Source organism: Stenotrophomonas sp. 05L413 (assembly GCF_056397945.1).
In genome coordinates this window covers 182,721-202,222 of the sequence record NZ_JBFTOL010000003.1, presented here as the reverse complement: position 1 = coordinate 202,222, position 19,502 = coordinate 182,721, and the positions used below count along the sequence as shown (strand labels likewise).

Genomic DNA, 19,502 nt, shown 5'->3' with positions numbered 1-19,502 from the left:
GCGCCATGATAATGGTTCGCCATGAGCCCGTCCGATCCGATCCTCGTTGCCCCCGCACCCAGCCGCCTGCAGTTGCCCCCCGGCGACTGGCCGAGCCTGCTGGACGGGCTGTGCGCGCGCTTTCCGCGCATCGACCGCGCGCAGTGGGCAGACCGCTTCGCCCGGGGGCGGGTGCAGGACGCGCAGGGCAGGGCGCTCGCGCCGGATCAGGCCTGGCAGGTGGGGCTGGAGATCGTGTATTTCCGCGAGGTGGCTGATGAGCCGGCGATTCCTTTCGCCGAGGCCGTCGTCCACCAGGACGCGCACCTGCTGGTGGCCGACAAGCCGCACTTCCTTCCGGTCACCCCTGCCGGCGGCTACGTGCGCGAGACGCTGCTGGCCCGGCTGGTGGCGCGCACCGGCAACCGGGATCTGGTGCCGCTGCACCGCCTGGACCGCCTGACCGCCGGGCTGGTGCTGTTCTCCACCCGGCCAGACAGCCGCGATGCCTACCAGCGCCTGTTCCGCGAGCGGCGCATCGAGAAGGTGTACGAAGCGCTGGCGCCGGGACTGCCCGAACTGCCGTTCCCATTGGAGCGGCAGACCCGCTTGGTCCCGGGAGAGCCGTTCTTCCGCATGGCCGAGGAGCCCGGCGAGCCCAATGCGCGGACCCGCATCGAGGTGATCGACGGCACCGGACCGGTCTGGCGCTACCGACTGCACCCGGTGACCGGCCGCAAGCACCAGCTGCGCGTGCACATGGCCGCGCTGGGCGCCCCGATCCTGGGGGACGACCTGTACCCGGAGCTGCACGCGGATGCGCCGGCGGACGCGCCGCTGCAGCTGCTGGCCAAGGAATTGGCGTTCGATGACCCGTTGACCGGGGAGCGGCGCACGTTCGCCAGCGGGTTGTCGCTTCACCTGTAGGGCCGGCCGCTGGCCGGCTGCCGGGATCTGTGGTGGTCACCAGATGCGACGGAGGAGCCGGCCAGCGGCCGGCTCTACCGACACCGGCCCCTCAGCCATGCCGGACCCTTTCCACACCGAACCCTCAGCCGGCCAGCGGTTCATCAGGGTGCTGACGGTTCATCAGCCTTAACGTTTGGCCAGCCAACGGTCCAGTTGCGCGGCAAAGGCCTGCTTGTCGCGCGCATGCAGCGGCGGAGGGCCGCCTGTCTGAACGCCCGAGCCGCGCAGTTCCTCCATGAAATTGCGCATCGACAGCCGCTCGGCCATGTTGTTGGGGGTGTACAGGTCGCCGCGCGGGTTCAATGCGACGGCCTTTTTGTCCAACACCAGGGCCGCCAGCGGGATGTCCTGCGTGACGACCAGATCGCCCGGCTGGACCCGTTCCACGATCACGCTGTCGGCCACATCCAGGCCCGGCGGAACCTGGATGGAGCGGATGAAACGGGACGGAGGGGTCCGCAGCCAGTGGTTGGCGATCAGGGTCATCTCGATCCCGGCACGCTCTGCGGCACGGAACAGGATCTCCTTGATGACGGCCGGACAAGCGTCGGCGTCCACCCAGATGTGAACTTTAGGGGTCGGGGCATCAGTCATTTGGCTGATCTTAAGGTAGGAAAAATCTGAATAGGGGGTGCGATTTCGTGTAGGATCGCCCGACCCCTTGTCCTGTCAGGCGGGAGGGGGAGGATGGCTGAATCAACCAGCTATCGCTTTTTCGGTAAAACACGAGTATCGTCACCCACACTGTGTTTGCTAGGGTCACCGTGAATCGTGGCCTGGTGCAGTTGATCTCACGATCTGCTCATCGATCCGCTTTACCAACGCCTGCAACTCAGTCTCGGCTCCGATACGCGGCGGCCGCGATTATTTCAACTATTGTTTCAGGAGTTAGTACATGTCTGATCGTCAGCAGGGCACCGTGAAGTGGTTCAACGACGCCAAGGGCTTCGGCTTCATCACCCCGGAAAGCGGCCCGGACCTCTTCGTGCATTTCCGCGCGATCCAGGGCACCGGCTTCAAGTCGCTGCAGGAAGGCCAGAAGGTGACTTTCGTCGCCGTGCAGGGCCAGAAGGGTATGCAGGCTGACCAGGTGCAGGCGGTCTAATCGACCCCCCGCAACCGTAAGGTCGCCTAAAACGCCGGAAGCGAAAGCTTCCGGCGTTTTTTATTGGGCGGCATTCGGCCATCGTCGACGCAGATCCCGTTGAAGACGTCATCGTTCCCGTCGCCCGGTTACGATGCCGCTTTGACCCTGCGGAACCCTCGATGATCAAGGTGCACCATCTGGACCATTCGCGCTCGCTGCGCGTGCTGTGGATGCTCGAAGAGCTGGGCCTGCCGTACCAGGTCGTCAACTACCAGCGCGATCCCAAGACCTGGCTCGCGCCGCAGGCGCTGCGCGACGTGCACCCGCTGGGCAAGTCGCCGGTGCTGCAGGACGACGCGCTGGTGCTGGCCGAATCCGGCGCGATCCTGGAATACCTCGCCGACCGCTACGACAGCGGCCGCCAGCTCTCCCCCGAGCCGATGCCGGCCCAGGCCCCCGAGCGCGTGCGTTACCGCTACTGGATGCACTACGCCGAAGGCTCGGCGATGCCGCCGCTGGTGATGACGCTGGTGTTTTCGCGGCTGCGCAATGCGCCGATGCCGTTCTTCGCCAAGCCGATCGCGCGCTCCATCGCCGACAAGGCGCTCAACGGCTTCGTGCGTCCGCAGGTGAAGCTGCACATGGACTGGATGGAACGCGAGCTCGGCCAGTCGCCGTGGTTCGCCGGTGAGCGCTTCACCGCCGCCGATATCCAGATGAGCTTCCCGATCCAGGCCGCCGCCGCGCGCGGTGGCGACATGGCCACCTACCCACGGCTGCAGGCATACCTGGCCCGGATCGAGCAGCGCCCGGCCTACCAACGTGCGGTGGAGCGCGGCGGTCCGTTGAACCTCGGCGGCGGTTCGCGCTGAACTTGCGGGGCAGCCGGTCTGCCCCCATTTCATACCGATGAGCACCCGGCCCCTGCGTTTCGACAACCGTTTCATCCGTGACCTGCCCGGCGACCCGGAAACCGGCCCGCGCGTGCGCGAGGTGCGCGAGGCTGTGTGGTCGTCGGTCATGCCGACGCCGGTCGCCGCGCCACAGCTGCTGGCGTACTCGCCGGAGGTGGCCACGCTGCTGGGCATGGGCGAGGACCTGATCGAGAGCGAGGATTTCGCACGGGTGTTCGGCGGCAATGCGCTGTATGCCGGGATGGCACCGTGGGCGGCCAACTATGGTGGCCATCAGTTCGGCCATTGGGCGGGGCAGCTCGGCGATGGCCGTGCGATCTCGCTGGGCGAGCTGCTCACCCCGGACGGTGCGCACTGGGAGCTGCAGTTGAAGGGCGCCGGGCGCACACCGTACTCGCGGGGCGCCGACGGGCGTGCGGTGCTGCGCTCGTCCATCCGCGAGTTCCTGTGCAGTGAAGCGATGCATCACCTCGGCGTGCCGACCACGCGCGCGCTGAGTCTGGTCGGCACCGGCGATGCCGTCGTGCGCGACATGTTCTACGACGGTCACCCTGAAGCCGAACCCGGCGCGATCGTGTGTCGCGTCGCGCCGTCGTTCATCCGCTTCGGCAGCTTCGAACTGCCGGCCTCGCGCGGTGACACGACGTTGCTGCGGCAGTTGGCCGATGTCTGCATCGCGCGCGATTTTCCTGCGCTGGCAGAGGCGGGCGAGGCGCGCCATGCGCGCTGGTTTGCCGACATCTGCGAGCGCACCGCGGTGCTTGTCGCGCATTGGATGCGCGTGGGTTTCGTGCACGGCGTGATGAACACCGACAACCTCTCCATCCTCGGGCTCACCATCGATTACGGCCCGTATGGCTGGGTCGAGGATTACGATCCCGAGTGGACCCCCAACACCACCGACGCGCAGGGCCGACGCTATCGTTTCGGCACGCAGCCGCAGGTGGCGTACTGGAATCTCACCCGGCTGGCGCAGGCGTTGGCACCGCTGTTCGAGGATGTCACCCCGCTGCATGACGGGCTGGCGCGTTTCCAGCAGGTGCACGCGGCCTGCGAGCGCGCCGACATCGCCGCGAAGCTGGGCCTGGATAGCTGCCGCGATGAGGATGTGGCGTTGATGGCCGCCTGGCTGGAGATCCTGCACGAGGGCGAGATGGACATGACCCTGGCCTTCCGTGGGCTGATGGCGCTCGATCCTGCATCGCCTTCCGTGGTGGTGCTGGAGGAGGCGTTCTACAGCCCGGCCCGTCGCGACGCGGTGCTGCCGTCGCTGCAGGCATGGCTGCAGCAGTACGCGACGCGCCTGCGCGGCGATGGCCTGAGTGCACAGGCGCGTCAGCAGCAGATGGGCCGCGCCAACCCGCGCTACGTGCTGCGCAACTGGCTGGCCCAGGAGGCGATCGAGCAGGCGGAGCAGGGCGACCTCAGCGGCGTGCATACGCTGCTGGAGGTGCTGCGGCGGCCGTATGAAACGCAGCCGGGGCGCGAACACTTCGCGGCCAAGCGGCCCGAGTGGGCGCGCGTGAAGGCCGGCTGCTCGATGCTGTCCTGCAGCTCGTAAGCGCCTCGGTTACCCTATGCCACCCCGTTCGTTCCCAGACCCATGACCGAGTCTTCCGCCACGCCCGCCTGGGCCGGCCGCCTGCGCGACATCGCCGATTTCCCCAAGCCGGGCATCCTGTTCAAGGACATCATGCCGCTGCTCGCCGACGGCCCGGATTTCGCGGCCGCCATCGATGCGATGGTTGCGCCCTGGCGCGATGCCAACCTGCAGGCAGTGATGGGGATCGAGTCGCGCGGCTTCATCCTCGGCGCGGCCATGGCGCGGGTGCTGGGCGTGGGCTTCGTGCCGGTGCGCAAGCCGGGCAAGCTGCCGGGCAAGGTGCTGCGCCAGGATTACACCCTGGAATACCGCACCGACAGCATCGAAGTGCACGCCGATGCCTTGCCGGCCGGCGCACGCGTGCTGGTGATCGATGATGTGCTCGCCACGGGCGGTACCCTGCTGGCGGCGTTGTCGCTGGCCCGCCAGCTGCAGGTCGAGGTGGTCGGTGCGGCCGTGCTGGTGGAACTGGCCGGCCTCGGTGGCCGCGACCGCTGGACGAGTGACGTCCCGCTGCTGGCCAATCTGGTCTATTGATCCGGGAATCCGCGCGGGCGTGCCGGCACCGGTAGTGCCGGCCGCTGGCCGGCACCTCGAACGCCTCGAGGAACGTGCAGCCGACCAACGGTCGGCTCTACCGCTCAGACATCCATCTTGCGGACGCGGAACCGGCGGCCCTTGATCTTGCCGGCCTCCAGCTGGCCGATCGCCCGGCCGGCATGTTCGCGCGCAATGGCCACGTACGAGCGCGTGGCGTAGATGTCGATCTTGCCGATGTACTTGGCCGCCAGCCCGGCATCGCCGGTCAGTGCGCCGAGGATGTCGCCCGGGCGCAGCTTGTCGGTCTTGCCGCCATCGATGCGCAGCGTGGTCATCGCGGCCTGCGGCAGCACCGGCGGGCGTGCGGTGGCCAGCGGCGTCTTCTGCCAGTCCAGCGGCTTGCCCTGTGCCATTTCCAGCGCATCGGCGCGGTTGCGCTCGCGGTGCGTCACCAGGCTGATCGCCAGGCCCGTGGCACCGGCGCGGCCGGTACGGCCAACGCGATGCTCATAGGTTTCGATATCGGTCGGCAGCTCGTAATTGATCACCGCGGCCAGATCCTGCACATCCAGGCCACGCGCGGCGACGTCGCTGGCAACCAGCACGTTGCAGCTGCGGTTGGCGAAGCGCACCAGCACTTCGTCGCGGTCGCGCTGTTCCATCTCGCCGTGCAGCGGCAGCGCAGAGAACCCGAACTGCTGCAGCGAAATGGCGACATCGTCGACATCGCGGCGGGTGTTGCAGAACACCACGGCCGATTCCGGCGTGTACTTGAGCAGCAGGCCGGCCAGCGCCTTCTGCTTCAGTGCCAGCTCGGTCTCGCAGAACAGGTGGCGGATCGCGGGCGCGTGATCGGCGCCTTCCACGGTCACTTCCACCGGGTCGCGCAGCAGCACGCGGGCGATCTCGCGGATCTCATCCGGGAAGGTCGCCGAGAACAGCAGCGTCTGGCGGTCCTTGCTGGTGCGTCCGGCGATCTCGCGGATCGGCTCTTCAAAGCCCATGTCGAGCATGCGGTCGGCTTCATCCAGCACCAGCGTGGTCACGCCGCCCAGATGCAGCACGCGCTTGCGGCCCAGTTCCTGGATGCGCCCGGGGGTGCCGACCACGACCTGCGGATCGTGCGCTTCCAGCGAGGCCAGCTGCGGGCCCAGCGGCATGCCGCCGGTCAGCACCAGCAGCTTCAGATTGGGAATGCCGGTGGCCAGCTTGCGGATCTGCTTGCCGACCTGATCGGCCAGCTCGCGGGTCGGGCACAGCACCAGCGCCTGGGCGCGTGTCACGGACGGGTCCAGCGCCTGCAGCAGGCCCAGGCCGAAGGCGGCGGTCTTGCCGCTGCCGGTCGGGGCCTGTGCGATGACATCGCGGCGCTCGAGGATGGCCGGCAGGCTCTGGGCCTGCACGGGGGTGAGCGAGGTATAGCCCATGGCATCGATGCCGGGCAGCAGCGCTGGTTTCAGCGGCAGGGAGGAGAATTCAGACATGCGGTAGTGTCGCAGAAGTCCGCCCGGCGTGCCTCAGCCCAGCAGCGCGTGCACGCCCAGGTTGATCCCCAACCCACCCGCCAACAGCCAGCCGAACAGCAGCAGCGCCAGCAGCAGTGGCTTCATCCCGGCCCTGCGCAGCGCAGAGGCATGCGTGGTCAGACCGAGCGCGGCCATCGCCATCGCCAGCAGCACGGTGTCCAGTTCGATCGCCGCGCTGACGATGGCCGCCGGCAGCACCTGCAGCGAGTTGAGCCCGGCCACCGCGACGAAGCCGAACGCGAACCAGGGCACCACGATCCTGGCGCGCTGGCCCGGCGCCCCCGGCGTACCACCGCGTGCCAGCAGCATCGACAGCCCGATCAGGAACGGTGCCAGCATCATCACCCGCACCATCTTGGCGATCACGGCGGTGTCGGCGGCAGCTGTGCTCACGGCGCGGCCGGCGGCGACCACCTGCGCAACTTCGTGCACGGTCGAGCCGGTGAACACGCCGTAGCCCTGCGCGGTCATCGGGATCCACCCGTGCGCGAGGTTGAGCTGGTACAGCAGCGGGTACAGGAACATCGCGAGCGTGCCGAACACCACCACGGTGGACACGGCCACGGTCACCTGTTCGGCGCGCCCGCGCACCACCGGCTCGGCCGCCATCACCGCCGCCGCCCCGCAGATCGAGCTGCCCGCGCCGATCAGCAGGGCACTTTCCTTCTCGAGCCCGAACCAGCGCGTGCCGGCCCACCAGGCCAGCGCGAACGTGCTGGTCAGCACCAGCGCATCGATCAGCACCCCGCTGATACCGACTTGGCCGATATCCTGGAAGGTCAGGCGCAGGCCGTACAGCACGATGCCTGCCCGCAGCAGCCAATGCTTGGAAAAGCCGACCCCGGCGCCGGCATGGGCCGCCAGCCGCGGGTAGGCAGTGTTGCCCACGGCGATGCCGAGCACGATGGCCAGGGTCAGCGCGCTGATGCCGTGCGCCTGCAGCCACGGCAGCGGCGCCAGGCCCATGGCCGTAGCCGCAACGGCGCCGGTCAGCAGCAGCCCGGGCAGGCGGCTGCGCCAGCGCTGCGCGGTGGTGGGTGAAGGCAGGGCGGCGGCAGAGGTGTTCACAAGGGTCTCCAGTCAAAGCACCGGCATAGCCTGCGCGTTGCTGATGAACCTGTAAAACGCATTGTTCCTGTAATTTCGACCTGTTTAGTGCGTTAATTGGCGTCATGCACCTCACCCTCCGTCAATGGCAGGTTTTCGTCTCCATTGCCGACGCCGGCACCACGGCTGCGGCGGGCGCGCAGCTGGCGTTATCGCAGTCGGCCACCAGCGCCGCGCTCAATGAACTGGAGAGCCAGCTGGCCAGCCCACTGTTCGACCGGATCGGGCGCCGGCTGGTGCTCAACCCGCAGGGACGGGCGCTGCTGGATCCGGCCCGCGCGCTGCTGGTCACCGCCGCCGATCTGGAGCGGCTGGCCGGCGCAGGGCAGTCCAATGCCGGCGTCTTGCCTCTGCTGCTGCGGCTCGGGGCCAGCACCACGATCGGCAACTACCTGCTGCCATCCCGCGTCGCCGCGCTGCTGGCCGATAACCCGCAGGCGCAGGTGGACCTGCGGATCGGCAACAGCGCAGATGTGGTCGCGGCCGTACAGCGCCTGGAGGTCGATCTGGGCCTGATTGAAGGCCCGTGCCATGAAAGCGGCCTGCAGGTGCTGCCGTGGCAGCGCGATGATCTGGTCATCGTGGCCGCGCCGGGCACGACGCCCACCTGCATGGATGTCGCGGCGCTGGCGCAGGCCCGCTGGCTGCTGCGCGAGCCGGGTTCGGGCACCCGCGAGGCGGTTGAGCAGGCGCTGCTGCCGCACCTGCACCACTTTGCCCGCGCCATGCAGCTGGGCAGCACCGAGGCGATCAAGCAGGCCGCTGCGGCCGGGCTTGGCCTGGCGTGCCTGTCGCGGCATGCGGTGGCCGATCTGCTCGCGCTGGGCAGCTTGAGCGTCGTGGAAACGCCGGTGCCGCCGATGTCGCGCCAGCTGTGGGTGGTACGTCATCCGGGCAAGCGGGTGCCCGCGGCGCTGCGGGCGCTGCTGGCGCTGCCCGCGGACGCGTTCGGTCAGGAGTAAGCGACGCGGTTGCCGCCAGACCGTACAATGGTCGGATGCCTCTGATTACTCTGCAAAACGTCGACTTCAGCGTCGGCGGCCCCCTGTTGCTGGAAAAAGCCGAATTGTCGATCGAGCCGGGCGAGCGTATCGCCCTGATCGGGCGCAACGGCGCCGGCAAATCGACCCTGCTCAAACTGCTGTCCGGCGATCACAAGCCCGATGACGGCGAAGTCCGCGTGCAGCAGGGGGTGCGCATCACCCGCCTGGAACAGGAGGTTCCGCACGGTGCCGCCGGCAGCGTGTTCGACGTGGTCGCCGATGGTCTGGGCGAACTGGGCCAGTGGCTGGCCGAGTTCCACCACCTGAGCATGGCCGAGGATTTCGACGGCGATGCGCTCTCGGCCGTGCAGGCCAAGATCGATGCCGCCAACGGCTGGGGCCTGGATCAGCGCGTCAGCGAGACCCTGACCAAGCTCGACCTGGACGGCGATGCCGAATTCGCGCGCCTGTCCGGCGGCATGAAGCGCCGTGTGCTGCTCGGCCGCGCGCTGGTGTCCTCGCCGGATCTGCTGCTGCTCGACGAACCGACCAACCACCTGGACATCGAAGCCATCGACTGGCTCGAAATGTTCCTCAAGAACTGGAACGGCAGCGTGGTGTTCGTCACCCATGACCGTCGCTTCCTGCGTGCACTGGCCACCCGCATCGTCGAGATCGACCGCGGCCAGGTCACCAGCTGGCCGGGCGACTGGGCCAACTACGAACGTCGCCGCGAAGAGCGCATGAACGCGCAGGCGCAGGAAAACGCGCGCTTCGACAAACTGCTCGCGCAGGAAGAAATCTGGATCCGCCAGGGCATCAAGGCCCGCCGCACCCGCGACGAAGGCCGTGTGCGCCGCCTCAAGGCGATGCGCAACGATCGCTCGCAGCGCCGCGAACTCGGCGGCAACGTGCGCATGGAAGCGGCGCAGGCGGAGAACTCCGGCAAGAAGGTCATCGACGTCAAGGACATCTCGTTCGCCTTCGGCGAGCGCGTGATGGTCAAGGATTTCAGTACCGTCATCCTTCGCGGCGACCGCATCGGCCTGATCGGGCCGAACGGCAGCGGCAAGACCACGCTGCTCAAGCTGCTGCTGGGCGACCTGCAGCCGCAGAGCGGCGAAGTGCGCGCCGGTACCAACCTGCAGATCGCGTATTTCGACCAGTACCGTGCGGTCCTGCGCGAAGACTGGACCGCGATCGAGAACGTGGCCGAGGGCCGCGACTTCATCGAGTTCAACGGCAAGCGCAAGCACGTGCATGCCTACCTGCAGGACTTCCTGTTCTCGCCCGAGCGTGCCCGCGCGCCGATCACCCGTTTGTCCGGTGGTGAGCGCAACCGCCTGCTGCTGGCCAAGCTGTTCGCGCAGCCGTCCAACCTGCTGGTGATGGATGAACCGACCAACGATCTGGACGTGGAAACCCTCGAGCTGCTCGAAGAGCTGCTGAGCGATTACACCGGCACGTTGCTGCTGGTCAGCCATGACCGTGACTTCCTGGACAACGTGGTGACCTCCACGATGGTGATGGAAGGCGACGGCGTGGTCGGCGAGTACGTTGGCGGCTATACCGATTGGCAGCGCCACGCCGCACGCGTGGCCGCCGCGGCTGCGTCCGCACCGGTGGTGGCGGCCAAGCCGGTTGCTGCGGCTGCTGCCGCTGCCGCGCCGGCCGAGCCCAAGCGCAAGCTGAGCTACAAGGACGCGCGCGAGCTGGAACAGCTGCCGCTGAAGATCGAAACGCTGGAGAAGGACGTCGAAGGCCTCACCGCCGCGATGAACGACCCGGCGTTCTATCAGCGCAGCGCGCCCGACATGGCCGCGCACAATGCGAAGCTCGCCAAGGTGCAGGCCGAGCTGGATGCCGCGTACGCGCGCTGGGAAGAGCTGGACGCCTGATCCAGCGATCGATGTAGAGCCGACCGTTGGTCGGCTCCACCGTCGTCACTTCAAGCCGTGCAGATCCCGCAGCTGGGTCGGTCGTGAGCCGAAATATGCAGCCAGATCGGCGATGTCCTGATCGCTCAGGTCGGTCGCCTGCGGGGTCATCAGCGCGTGCTGGCGATCCCCCGCGCGGTAGGCCTGCAGGCTGTGCGCCAGGTAATCCCCGTACTGCCCACCCAGTTTCGGATAGGTCGGGTCGATCGGCTTGTTGCCGTCCGCCCCGTGGCAGTCGATGCAGCTCTGGCCGGTGGCTTTGCCCTTGACCTGGGCACGCGCCTCACCGGCGGCGATGCGGCCGGCCGGCAGGCCGGCGGAGGAGCCGGACCCGTGTTCACCACTGGCGTGGCCCGGATCGGCGGCGGAATCTGCGCTGTTCTCCACCTGTGACTGCGAACACGCAGTCATCAGCAGGGCAACGGACAGGGCGATGGCATAACGCTGGAGTGGCGTGGCTTTCGACATGAGCGCGCTTATTTGACGGTGGACAGGTAAACAGCGAGATCGGCGATCTCCTGTTCGCTGAAACTCATCGACTGCGCCTGCATCGTCGGATGCTTGCGCTTGCCGTGGCGGTACTCGGTCAGCGCCTGGCTGAGGTACTCACGGGTCTGCCCGCCGATCTTGGGCACCTTGTAGCTGGGGTAGGCGTTCTTGTACCCGGTGATGCCGTGGCACCCCTGGCACGTGTAGGCCAGGACCCGGCCATTGTCGAACCGGCCGGTGACGGCGGCAGGCGCCGGCGCAGTGGCGGCCGGAGCGGGGGGGGCGGGTACTGCAGGAGCGGGTGTTGCGGCCTGTGCGGCGGCCCCGAGGGGCAGGAGGACGGCCAGAACGAGACAAGCGGCGAGCGGCTGCGGGCGCATGATGTCCTTTTCCGATAAACGGGTCTGGTCGTTCCGGCGTGGGGTACGGAACTGGGCCGAGTATAGCCTGCCATTTCATCTAGCTGAAACCGGGCCCGGGAAGCCATCGCCGCAGGTCACCATGACCTTTGGGATATGGTGTGGTCGTGACGTGGTGCATTACTTTGCTACCACACCTGCCCACGCATCCTTAGGGACACGACGATGTCGCGACACACTTTCCTGCTCGGCCGCACCGGACGCTGTGCCGCTGCACTGCTGATCACCTCCACCCTGCTGCTCAGCGGCTGCGGTGGCGCCGGCCCCGCCGAAGCCAACGCTGCTGAAAAGGACGGCAAGGCCGAGAAGAAGGTCGATGCGGTACCGGTCGAAGCGGTCGCCGCCAGCCGCCGCGCCGTCGCGGCCAGTTACACCGGCACGGCCGCACTGGAGCCGCGGGGCGAGTCGCAGGTGGTCGCCAAGACCTCCGGCGTCGCGCTGGTCGTTCTGGTCGAAGAAGGGCAGCAGGTACGTGCCGGGCAGCCGCTGGTGCGGCTGGATCCGGACCGTGCGCGCCTGGCCGTTGCCCAGAGCGAAGCGCAGATGCGCAAGCTGGAGAACAATTACCAGCGGGCCCACAAGCTGGTCGGCCAGCAGATGGTCAGCGCCGCCGATGTCGATCAGATCAAGTACGACCTCGACAACGCCCGCGCGCAGTATCGGCTGGCCACGCTGGAACTGTCCTACACCACGGTGATCGCGCCGATCTCGGGCGTGATCGCCTCGCGCTCGATCAAGACCGGCAACTTCGTACAGATCAACACGCCAATCTTCCGCATCGTCGACACCTCGCGCCTGGAAGCCACGCTCAATGTGCCCGAGCGCGAGCTGGCCACGCTGCGCCCGGGCCAGCCGGTGACGCTGATCGCCGATGCGCTGCCGGGCAAGACCTTCCCGGGCACGGTGGACCGCACCTCGCCGGTGGTCGATGCAGGCAGTGGTACGTTCCGCGTGGTCAGCGGCTTCGGCGAAGATGCTGAAGGCCTGCAGCCGGGCATGTTCGGCCGCATCCGGATCGACTACGACCAGCGCGCCGATGCGTTGGTGGTGCCGCGCCTGGCGCTGCTTGATGACGGTGAACCGGCGGTGTTCCGCGTGCGCGAGGGCAAGGCGGCGCGCGTGCCGGTCAAGCTCGGCTATGCCGAAGGGCCGTGGGTGGAAATCCGCGAAGGCCTGGCCGCCGGTGATCAGGTGGTCACCGCCGGCAAGGTGGCGCTGCGTGATGGCACCGCGGTGCAGGTGATCGGCACCAAGCCGGCCGCCACCGCTGCGGCCACGCCGGCGCCGGCCAAGGCGGAGAGCCGTCAATGACAGCGGCCGGCAACGACCACGGCAACGATCCGCACCAGGGCGATCGCCCCGGTGCCCACGGCGGCGGCCTGGTGGAGTTCGCCACCCGCCGCCGCGTCACCATCGCGATGTTCACCGTCACGCTGATGCTGTTCGGCTTCATCGCGCTGGGCAATCTCAAGGTCAACCTGCTGCCCGACCTGAGCTACCCGACCCTGACCGTGCGCACCGAATACACCGGTGCAGCGCCGGCGGAAATCGAAACGCTGATCACCGAGCCGGTCGAAGAGGCCGTCGGCGTGGTCAAGAACCTGCGCAAACTCAAATCGATCTCGCGTACCGGGCAGAGCGATGTCGTGCTCGAGTTCGCCTGGGGCACCAACATGGACCAGGCCAGCCTGGAGGTGCGCGACAAGATGGAAGCGCTGAACCTGCCGCTGGAGGCGAAGTCTCCGGTGCTGCTGCGCTTCAATCCGTCCACCGAACCGATCATGCGCCTGGTGATCTCGGCCAAAACCGATCCGTCCAGCGATGCCGAGGCCGTGCGCCAGCTCACCGAGCTGCGCCGCTATGCCGATGAAGACCTGAAGAAGAAGCTGGAGCCGGTTACCGGCGTGGCCGCAGTGAAGGTCGGCGGCGGTCTGGAGGATGAGATCCAGGTCGACATCGACCAGCAGAAGCTGGCCCAGCTCAACCTGCCGATCGACACCGTCATCAAGCGGCTCAAGGAAGAGAACATCAACATCTCCGGCGGTCGCCTGGAGGAAGGCTCGCAGCGTTACCTGGTGCGTACCGTCAACCAGTTCGCCGATCTGGAGGATATCCGCAACCTGCTGGTGACTACCCAGAGCAGCAACGGCAGCGCGGCCGACGCAGCGATGCAGCAGATGTTCGCCATCGCCGCCTCGACCGGCTCGGATGCCGCCGTGGCCGCCGCCTCGGCCGCGCAGAGCGCATCCAGCAGCAGCTCCACCAACATCGCCAACGGCGTGCCGGTGCGGCTGAAGGATGTCGCCACCGTGCGCCAGGGCTACAAGGAACGCGAAGCGATCATCCGTCTGGGCGGCAAGGAAGCGGTCGAGCTGGCGATCTACAAGGAGGGCGATGCCAACACGGTCTCGACCGCCGAGGCGCTGCGTGCGCGTCTGGAGCAGATCAAGGGCCAGGTACCCGGCGATGCCGAGCTGACCACGATCGAAGACCAGTCGCGCTTCATCGAACACGCCATCAGCGACGTCAAGAAAGACGCCGTGATCGGCGGCATCCTCGCCATCCTGATCATCTTCCTGTTCCTGCGCGATGGCTGGAGCACGTTCGTGATCAGCCTGTCCCTGCCGGTCTCGATCATCACCACGTTCTTCTTCATGGGCCAGCTCGGCCTGAGCTTGAACGTGATGTCGCTGGGCGGTCTGGCGCTGGCCACCGGCCTGGTGGTGGATGACTCGATCGTGGTGCTGGAGAGCATCGCCAAGGCGCGCGAGCGTGGCCTGAGCATCCTGCAGGCCGCCATCGTCGGCACCCGCGAAGTGAGCATGGCCGTGGTCGCCTCGACCCTGACGACCATTGCGGTGTTCCTGCCGCTGGTGTTCGTGGACGGTATCGCCGGCCAGTTGTTCCGCGACCAGGCGCTGACCGTGGCGATCGCGATCGCGATCTCGCTGCTGGTCTCGATGACCCTGATCCCGATGCTGAGCTCGCTCAAGGGCCGCCCACCGCTGGCCTTCCCGGAAGAACCCACGCATCAACCGTGGCAGCCGGACAGCCGCTGGCTGAAGCCGGTCGCCGGCAGCCGTCGTGGCGTGGGCACGCTGGTGCGCTGGATCTGCTTCGGGATGGCCTGGTCGGTGATCCGCGTCTGGCGCGGCCTGGTGGCCGTGGTCGGCCCGGTGATGCGCAAGGCCAGCGATGTGGCGATGAAGCCGTACGCCGGTGCCGAGCGCGGTTACCTGAAGCTGCTGCCGGGCGCGCTGCATCACCCGGGCAAGGTGCTCGGTCTGGCCGCGCTGGCCTTCGTCGGCACGATGGCGCTGGTGCCGATGCTGGGTGCGGATCTGATCCCGCAGCTGGCCCAGGACCGCTTCGAAATGACCGCCAAGCTGCCGGCCGGTACACCGCTGAAGCAGACCGATGCGCTGGTCCGCGAGATGCAGCTGGCCCATGCCAAGGATGACAGCATCGCCTCGCTGTATGGGGTCAGCGGGAGTGGCACCCGCCTGGATGCCAGCCCGACCGAGAGTGGCGAGAACATCGGCAAGTTGACGGTGGTCATGGCCGGCGGCGGCAACGCGCGCACCGAAGCGGCGATCACCGAGCGTCTGCGTGAATCGATGCAGCAGCACCCTGGCGTGCAGGTCGATTTCGCCCGCCCGGCGCTCTTCAGCTTCTCCACCCCGCTGGAAGTGGAACTGCGTGGCCAGGACATGGCCACGCTGGAGACGGCCGGCAAGGCGCTGGCCGCGATGCTGCGCAACAACCCGCACTATGCTGACGTCAAATCCACGGTGGAAGAGGGCTTCCCGGAGATCCAGATCCGCTTCGACCAGGAGCGCGCCGGTGCCTTGGGCCTGACCACGCGGCAGATTGCCGATGTGGTGGTCAAGAAGGTGCGCGGTGACGTGGCCACGCGCTACAGCTTCCGCGACCGCAAGATCGACGTGCTGGTGCGTGCCCAGGAAGGTGACCGGGCCAGCGTGGACAGCATCCGCCGGCTGATCGTCAATCCGGGCAGCAACCGGCCGGTGACGCTGGATTCGGTGGCCGAGGTGGTCGCCACCAACGGCCCCAGCGAGATCCATCGCGCCGACCAGACCCGCGTGGCGGTGGTCTCTGCCAACCTGCGCGACATCGACCTGGGCGGCGCCGTGCGCGAAGTGCAGGACATGGTCGCCAAGCAGCCGCTGGGTGCGGGTGTGGGCATGCACATCGGCGGCCAGGGTGAGGAGCTGGCCGACTCGGCACGCTCGTTGATCTTCGCCTTCGGCCTGGCGATCTTCCTGGTGTATCTGGTGATGGCCTCGCAGTTCGAGTCGCTGCTGCACCCGTTCGTCATCCTGTTCACCATCCCGCTGGCGCTGGTCGGCGCGATCCTGGCGCTGATGCTGACCGGCAAGCCGATCTCGGTGGTGGTGTTCATCGGCTTGATCCTGCTGGTGGGCCTGGTAACCAAGAACGCGATCATCCTGATCGACAAGGTCAACCAGCTGCGCGAGGCCGGTGTGCCCAAGCGCGAGGCACTGGTGGAGGGCGCGCGTTCCCGCCTGCGGCCGATCATCATGACCACGTTGTGCACGCTGTTCGGCTTCCTGCCGCTGGCGGTGGCGATGGGCGAGGGCGCGGAAGTGCGTGCGCCGATGGCGATCACCGTGATCGGTGGCCTGCTGGTCTCCACCCTGCTGACCCTGGTGGTGATCCCGGTGGTGTACGACCTGCTGGATCGTCGTGGCGACGCCTACTACCGCGAGCGTGGCCGCCACCTCAAGACGCCGCTGGCCGATGCCGGCCATGACACCGCACAGGAGCCGGCATGAGCATTGCCGAGTTCTCCATCCGCCGGCCCATCACCACGATCATGTGTTTCGTGTCGCTGGCGGTGGTGGGCCTGATCGCCTCGTTCCGGCTGCCGCTGGAAGCGCTGCCGGACATCTCCGCGCCGTTCCTGTTCGTGCAGGTGCCGTATACCGGTTCCACCCCGGAGGAGGTCGAGCGCAACATCATCCGGCCGACCGAAGAAGCGCTGGCAACGATGACCGGGATCAAGCGCATGCGCTCCTCGGCCACCTCCGAAGGCGCCAGCATCTTCATCGAGTTCACCGACTGGGACCGCGACATCGCCATCGCGGCTTCGGACGCCCGCGAGCGCATCGATGCGATCCGCAGCGATCTGCCCGACGACCTGCAGCGCTACAACGTGTTCAAGTGGTCCAGCAGCGACGACCCGGTGCTGAAGGTGCGCCTGGCCAGTGCCACCGACCTGACCGGCGCCTACGACATGCTCGACCGCGAGTTCAAGCGGCGGATCGAGCGCATCCCGGGCGTGGCGCGGGTCAACATCTCCGGTGCCCCGCCGAACGAGGTCGAGATCGCGATCAGCCCGGACCGGTTGACCGCGCACAACCTGAGCATCAACGAGCTCAGCGACCGACTGCGCACCCTGAACTTCTCGATCTCGGCCGGGCAGATCGACGACAACGGCCAGCGCGTACGCATCCAGCCGGTAGGCGAGATCACCGACCTGCAGGAACTGCGCGATCTGGTGATCGACAACAAGGGCCTGCGCCTGGGCGACATCGCCGAGATCCGGCTCAAGCCCACCCGCATGAACTACGGGCGGCGCCTGGACGGCAACCCGGCCGTCGGCCTGGATATCTACAAGGAGCGCAGCGCCAACCTGGTGGAGGTGTCGCGTGCCGCGCTGGCCGAAGTGGAGGCGATCCGCACGCAGCCCTCGATGCGCGATGTGCAGATCAAGGTGATCGACAACCAGGGCAAGATGGTGACGTCTTCGCTGCTGGAGCTGGCCGAGGCGGGTGCGGTCGGCCTGCTGCTGTCGATCACGGTGCTGTTCTTCTTCCTGCGCCATTGGCCGTCCACGCTGATGGTGACCCTGGCGATCCCGATCTGTTTCGTGATCACGCTGGGCTTCATGTATTTCGCCGGCGTCACCCTCAACATCCTGACCATGATGGGCCTGCTGCTGGCGGTCGGCATGCTGGTGGACAACGCCGTGGTGGTGGTGGAGAGCATCTACCAGGAACGCGAGCGCATGCCTGACCAGCCACGGCTGGCCTCGATCATCGGCACCCGCAACGTGGCCATCGCGCTGAGCGCCGGCACGCTCTGCCACTGCATCGTGTTCGTGCCGAACCTGTTCGGCGAGACCAACAACATCAGCATCTTCATGTCGCAGATCGCCATCACGATCTCGGTCTCGCTGCTGGCCTCCTGGCTGGTCGCGGTGAGTCTGATCCCGATGCTGTCCGCGCGCATGCAGACGCCCAAACTGGTGCATTCGGACAGCGGCGTGATCGCACGCCTGCAGCGCCGCTACGCCACACTGCTGCAGTGGACCCTGGAGCACCGCGGTTGGAGCGTGTTCGGCATCGCGATGGTGATCCTGATCAGTCTGGTGCCGATGAAGCTGACCAAGATCGACATGTTCGGTGGCGAGGGGGGCCATGAGGTGTTCATCGGGTACAACTGGAAGGGCGCCTATACCTTCGGGCAGATGTCCGAGGAAGTGGCGCGCGTCGAACGCTACCTGGACGACAACCGGCAGGCGCTGCACATCACCCAGGTGTATTCCTGGTACAGCGAGCAGGAAGGCAGCAGCACGATCGTGACGTTCGACACCGCGCACGCCAAGAACATGCCGGCCGTGCAGGAAGCACTGCGAAAGGGGCTGCCTCGCTCGGCGCGTGCCGATTACGTGGTCGGTAATTCGGGCGAGGGCAATGGCGGAAGCGGCAACAACCAGGTGCAGGTGCAGCTGGTCGGCGACTCGACCAAGATGCTGCAGGAGATCGGCGAGGAAGTGGTGCCGCTGCTGGCCCAGCGCAAGGAGCTGCGCGACGTGCGCATCGACAACGGCGAAAAGGGCAGCGAGTTGTCCATCCATGTGGACCGCGAGCGCGCCGCAGCCTTCGGCTTCAACGCCGAGCAGGTCGCCAGTTTCGTCGGCCTGGCCCTGCGTGGCGCGCCGCTGCGCGAGTTCCGCCGCGGTGACAGCGAAGTGCCGGTATGGGTGCGCTTCGCCGGTGCCGAGCAGAGCAGCCCGGAGGACCTGGCCAGCTACACGGTGCGCACTGGCGACGGCCGCTCGGTGCCCTTGCTGAGCCTGGTCGATGTGGCAATCAAGCCGTCGGCCACCCAGATCGGCCGCACCAACCGTCAGACCACGCTGACCATCAAGGCCAACCTGGCCGAGAAGGTGACGGTGCCGGACGGCCGCAAGGCGATGGAAGAAACGCTCAAGCCGATGAGCTTCCCGGCCGGCTACACCTTCAGCTTCGACGGGGGGGATTACGGCGACGACGACCAGGCGATGTCGCAGATGATGTTCAATCTGGTGATCGCGCTGGTGATGATCTACGTGGTGATGGCCGCCGTGTTCGAGTCGCTGCTGTTCCCGGCGGCGATCATGAGCGGCGTGCTGTTCTCGATCTTCGGCGTGTTCTGGCTGTTCTGGATCACCGGCACCTCCTTCGGGATCATGTCCTTCATCGGCATCCTGGTGTTGATGGGGGTGGTGGTGAACAACGGCATCGTGATGATCGAGCACATCAACAACCTGCGCCGCCGTGGCATGGGCCGGACCCAGGCGCTGGTGGAAGGCTCACGCGAGCGCCTGCGCCCGATCATGATGACGATGGGCACCGCGATCCTGGCGATGATCCCGATCTCCATGACCGACACCCAGCTGCTCGGCAATGGCCCGCCGTACTACCCGATGGCCCGCGCCATCGCCGGCGGCCTGGCGTTCTCCACGGTGGTGAGCCTGCTGTTCCTGCCGACCATCTACGCGATGCTCGATGACATGAGCACCGCGGTGTCGCGGATCATCCGGCGCGCGCGTGGCCGCGGCGTGGATGCTCCGGTGGTCGAACCGGGCGCAGAATCGGTTTGAGGGTGCATGGAGGCCCGTTGGGCGGGCCTCCTTTTTT

At 67.3% G+C, this 19,502-nt stretch carries 15 protein-coding genes; 10 read left to right on the top strand and 5 right to left on the bottom strand.

The features are described from left to right. Positions 1-21 precede the first annotated feature (21 nt). Positions 22-906 (top strand): pseudouridine synthase, encoded by an 885-nt coding sequence (locus AC1DIQ_RS07520; protein WP_121042102.1) that lies wholly within the window; start codon positions 22-24, stop codon positions 904-906. Positions 907-1,074: 168 nt separating this feature from the next. On the opposite strand, the gene AC1DIQ_RS07515 is transcribed toward AC1DIQ_RS07520, so the two are convergent. After that, positions 1,075-1,542 carry a YaiI/YqxD family protein gene (locus tag AC1DIQ_RS07515; RefSeq protein ID WP_121042104.1) on the bottom strand — a complete coding sequence of 156 codons (468 nt, stop codon included), beginning with the start codon at positions 1,540-1,542 and terminating at the stop codon, positions 1,075-1,077. 301 nt (positions 1,543-1,843) lie between these two features. Here AC1DIQ_RS07515 and AC1DIQ_RS07510 point away from each other — a divergent pair, with 301 nt between their 5' ends. From AC1DIQ_RS07510 to AC1DIQ_RS07495, 4 genes are all read left to right on the top strand, one after another. Next, positions 1,844-2,053 (top strand): cold-shock protein, encoded by a 210-nt coding sequence (locus AC1DIQ_RS07510; RefSeq protein WP_017356920.1) that lies wholly within the window; start codon positions 1,844-1,846, stop codon positions 2,051-2,053. A 161-nt stretch (positions 2,054-2,214) separates the two neighbouring features. Beyond that, positions 2,215-2,907 carry a glutathione S-transferase family protein gene (locus AC1DIQ_RS07505; protein ID WP_478049761.1) on the top strand — a complete coding sequence of 231 codons (693 nt, stop codon included), beginning with the start codon at positions 2,215-2,217 and terminating at the stop codon, positions 2,905-2,907. 37 nt (positions 2,908-2,944) lie between these two features. Beyond that, positions 2,945-4,510, top strand: a complete 1,566-nt coding sequence (locus tag AC1DIQ_RS07500) for a protein adenylyltransferase SelO (protein WP_478049760.1) — start codon at positions 2,945-2,947, stop codon at positions 4,508-4,510. 42 nt (positions 4,511-4,552) lie between these two features. Beyond that, complete coding sequence (locus AC1DIQ_RS07495; protein ID WP_121042110.1) at positions 4,553-5,089, top strand: adenine phosphoribosyltransferase; 537 nt, start codon at positions 4,553-4,555, stop codon at positions 5,087-5,089. 104 nt (positions 5,090-5,193) lie between these two features. Here AC1DIQ_RS07495 and dbpA read toward each other — a convergent pair whose 3' ends face one another. Beyond that, positions 5,194-6,576 carry an ATP-dependent RNA helicase DbpA gene (gene dbpA / locus AC1DIQ_RS07490; protein ID WP_121042113.1) on the bottom strand — a complete coding sequence of 461 codons (1,383 nt, stop codon included), beginning with the start codon at positions 6,574-6,576 and terminating at the stop codon, positions 5,194-5,196. A 33-nt stretch (positions 6,577-6,609) separates the two neighbouring features. Next, entirely contained in the window at positions 6,610-7,686 is a 1,077-nt protein-coding gene (locus tag AC1DIQ_RS07485; protein WP_121042115.1) for a YeiH family protein, read from the bottom strand. Between the two features lie 104 nt (positions 7,687-7,790). Between AC1DIQ_RS07485 and AC1DIQ_RS07480 the strand changes: the two genes are divergently transcribed. Beyond that, a complete protein-coding gene (locus tag AC1DIQ_RS07480; protein ID WP_121042116.1) occupies positions 7,791-8,687 on the top strand; it encodes a LysR family transcriptional regulator in 897 nt (298 codons plus the stop codon). A gap of 35 nt (positions 8,688-8,722) precedes the next feature. Next, a complete protein-coding gene (locus AC1DIQ_RS07475) occupies positions 8,723-10,606 on the top strand; it encodes an ATP-binding cassette domain-containing protein (RefSeq protein ID WP_121042118.1) in 1,884 nt (627 codons plus the stop codon). A 45-nt stretch (positions 10,607-10,651) separates the two neighbouring features. On the opposite strand, the gene AC1DIQ_RS07470 is transcribed toward AC1DIQ_RS07475, so the two are convergent. Together AC1DIQ_RS07470 and AC1DIQ_RS07465 are read right to left on the bottom strand one after the other, a co-directional pair. Then, positions 10,652-11,113 (bottom strand): c-type cytochrome, encoded by a 462-nt coding sequence (locus AC1DIQ_RS07470; protein ID WP_019183110.1) that lies wholly within the window; start codon positions 11,111-11,113, stop codon positions 10,652-10,654. Between the two features lie 8 nt (positions 11,114-11,121). After that, a complete protein-coding gene (locus tag AC1DIQ_RS07465) occupies positions 11,122-11,514 on the bottom strand; it encodes a c-type cytochrome (RefSeq protein ID WP_461770389.1) in 393 nt (130 codons plus the stop codon). A 204-nt stretch (positions 11,515-11,718) separates the two neighbouring features. On the opposite strand from AC1DIQ_RS07465, the gene AC1DIQ_RS07460 reads away from it, so the two are divergent. From AC1DIQ_RS07460 to AC1DIQ_RS07450, 3 genes are read left to right on the top strand one after another with little or no spacing between them, the layout of a single operon-like run. Beyond that, positions 11,719-12,864, top strand: a complete 1,146-nt coding sequence (locus tag AC1DIQ_RS07460) for an efflux RND transporter periplasmic adaptor subunit (protein ID WP_461770390.1) — start codon at positions 11,719-11,721, stop codon at positions 12,862-12,864. Then, entirely contained in the window at positions 12,861-16,370 is a 3,510-nt protein-coding gene (locus tag AC1DIQ_RS07455; protein WP_152151645.1) for an efflux RND transporter permease subunit, read from the top strand. Before AC1DIQ_RS07460 ends, AC1DIQ_RS07455 begins: the two co-directional genes overlap by 4 nt. Further along, a complete protein-coding gene (locus AC1DIQ_RS07450) occupies positions 16,367-19,465 on the top strand; it encodes an efflux RND transporter permease subunit (protein ID WP_152151647.1) in 3,099 nt (1,032 codons plus the stop codon). The genes AC1DIQ_RS07455 and AC1DIQ_RS07450 overlap by 4 nt, the downstream gene beginning before the upstream one ends. The last annotated feature ends 37 nt before the right edge of the window (positions 19,466-19,502 follow it).

Bases quoted from the DNA above. Each gene is read 5' to 3' on its own strand.
- AC1DIQ_RS07465 (WP_461770389.1), bottom strand. From the start codon at position 11,514: ATGCGCCCGCAGCCGCTCGCCGCTTGTCTCGTTCTGGCCGTCCTCCTG.
- dbpA (WP_121042113.1), bottom strand. From the start codon at position 6,576: ATGTCTGAATTCTCCTCCCTGCCGCTGAAACCAGCGCTGCTGCCCGGC.
- AC1DIQ_RS07475 (WP_121042118.1), top strand. From the start codon at position 8,723: ATGCCTCTGATTACTCTGCAAAACGTCGACTTCAGCGTCGGCGGCCCC.
- AC1DIQ_RS07505 (WP_478049761.1), top strand. From the start codon at position 2,215: ATGATCAAGGTGCACCATCTGGACCATTCGCGCTCGCTGCGCGTGCTG.
- AC1DIQ_RS07470 (WP_019183110.1), bottom strand. From the start codon at position 11,113: ATGTCGAAAGCCACGCCACTCCAGCGTTATGCCATCGCCCTGTCCGTT.
- AC1DIQ_RS07495 (WP_121042110.1), top strand. From the start codon at position 4,553: ATGACCGAGTCTTCCGCCACGCCCGCCTGGGCCGGCCGCCTGCGCGAC.
- AC1DIQ_RS07515 (WP_121042104.1), bottom strand. From the start codon at position 1,542: ATGACTGATGCCCCGACCCCTAAAGTTCACATCTGGGTGGACGCCGAC.
- AC1DIQ_RS07480 (WP_121042116.1), top strand. From the start codon at position 7,791: ATGCACCTCACCCTCCGTCAATGGCAGGTTTTCGTCTCCATTGCCGAC.
- AC1DIQ_RS07500 (WP_478049760.1), top strand. From the start codon at position 2,945: ATGAGCACCCGGCCCCTGCGTTTCGACAACCGTTTCATCCGTGACCTG.
- AC1DIQ_RS07450 (WP_152151647.1), top strand. From the start codon at position 16,367: ATGAGCATTGCCGAGTTCTCCATCCGCCGGCCCATCACCACGATCATG.
- AC1DIQ_RS07520 (WP_121042102.1), top strand. From the start codon at position 22: ATGAGCCCGTCCGATCCGATCCTCGTTGCCCCCGCACCCAGCCGCCTG.
- AC1DIQ_RS07510 (WP_017356920.1), top strand. From the start codon at position 1,844: ATGTCTGATCGTCAGCAGGGCACCGTGAAGTGGTTCAACGACGCCAAG.
- AC1DIQ_RS07455 (WP_152151645.1), top strand. From the start codon at position 12,861: ATGACAGCGGCCGGCAACGACCACGGCAACGATCCGCACCAGGGCGAT.
- AC1DIQ_RS07460 (WP_461770390.1), top strand. From the start codon at position 11,719: ATGTCGCGACACACTTTCCTGCTCGGCCGCACCGGACGCTGTGCCGCT.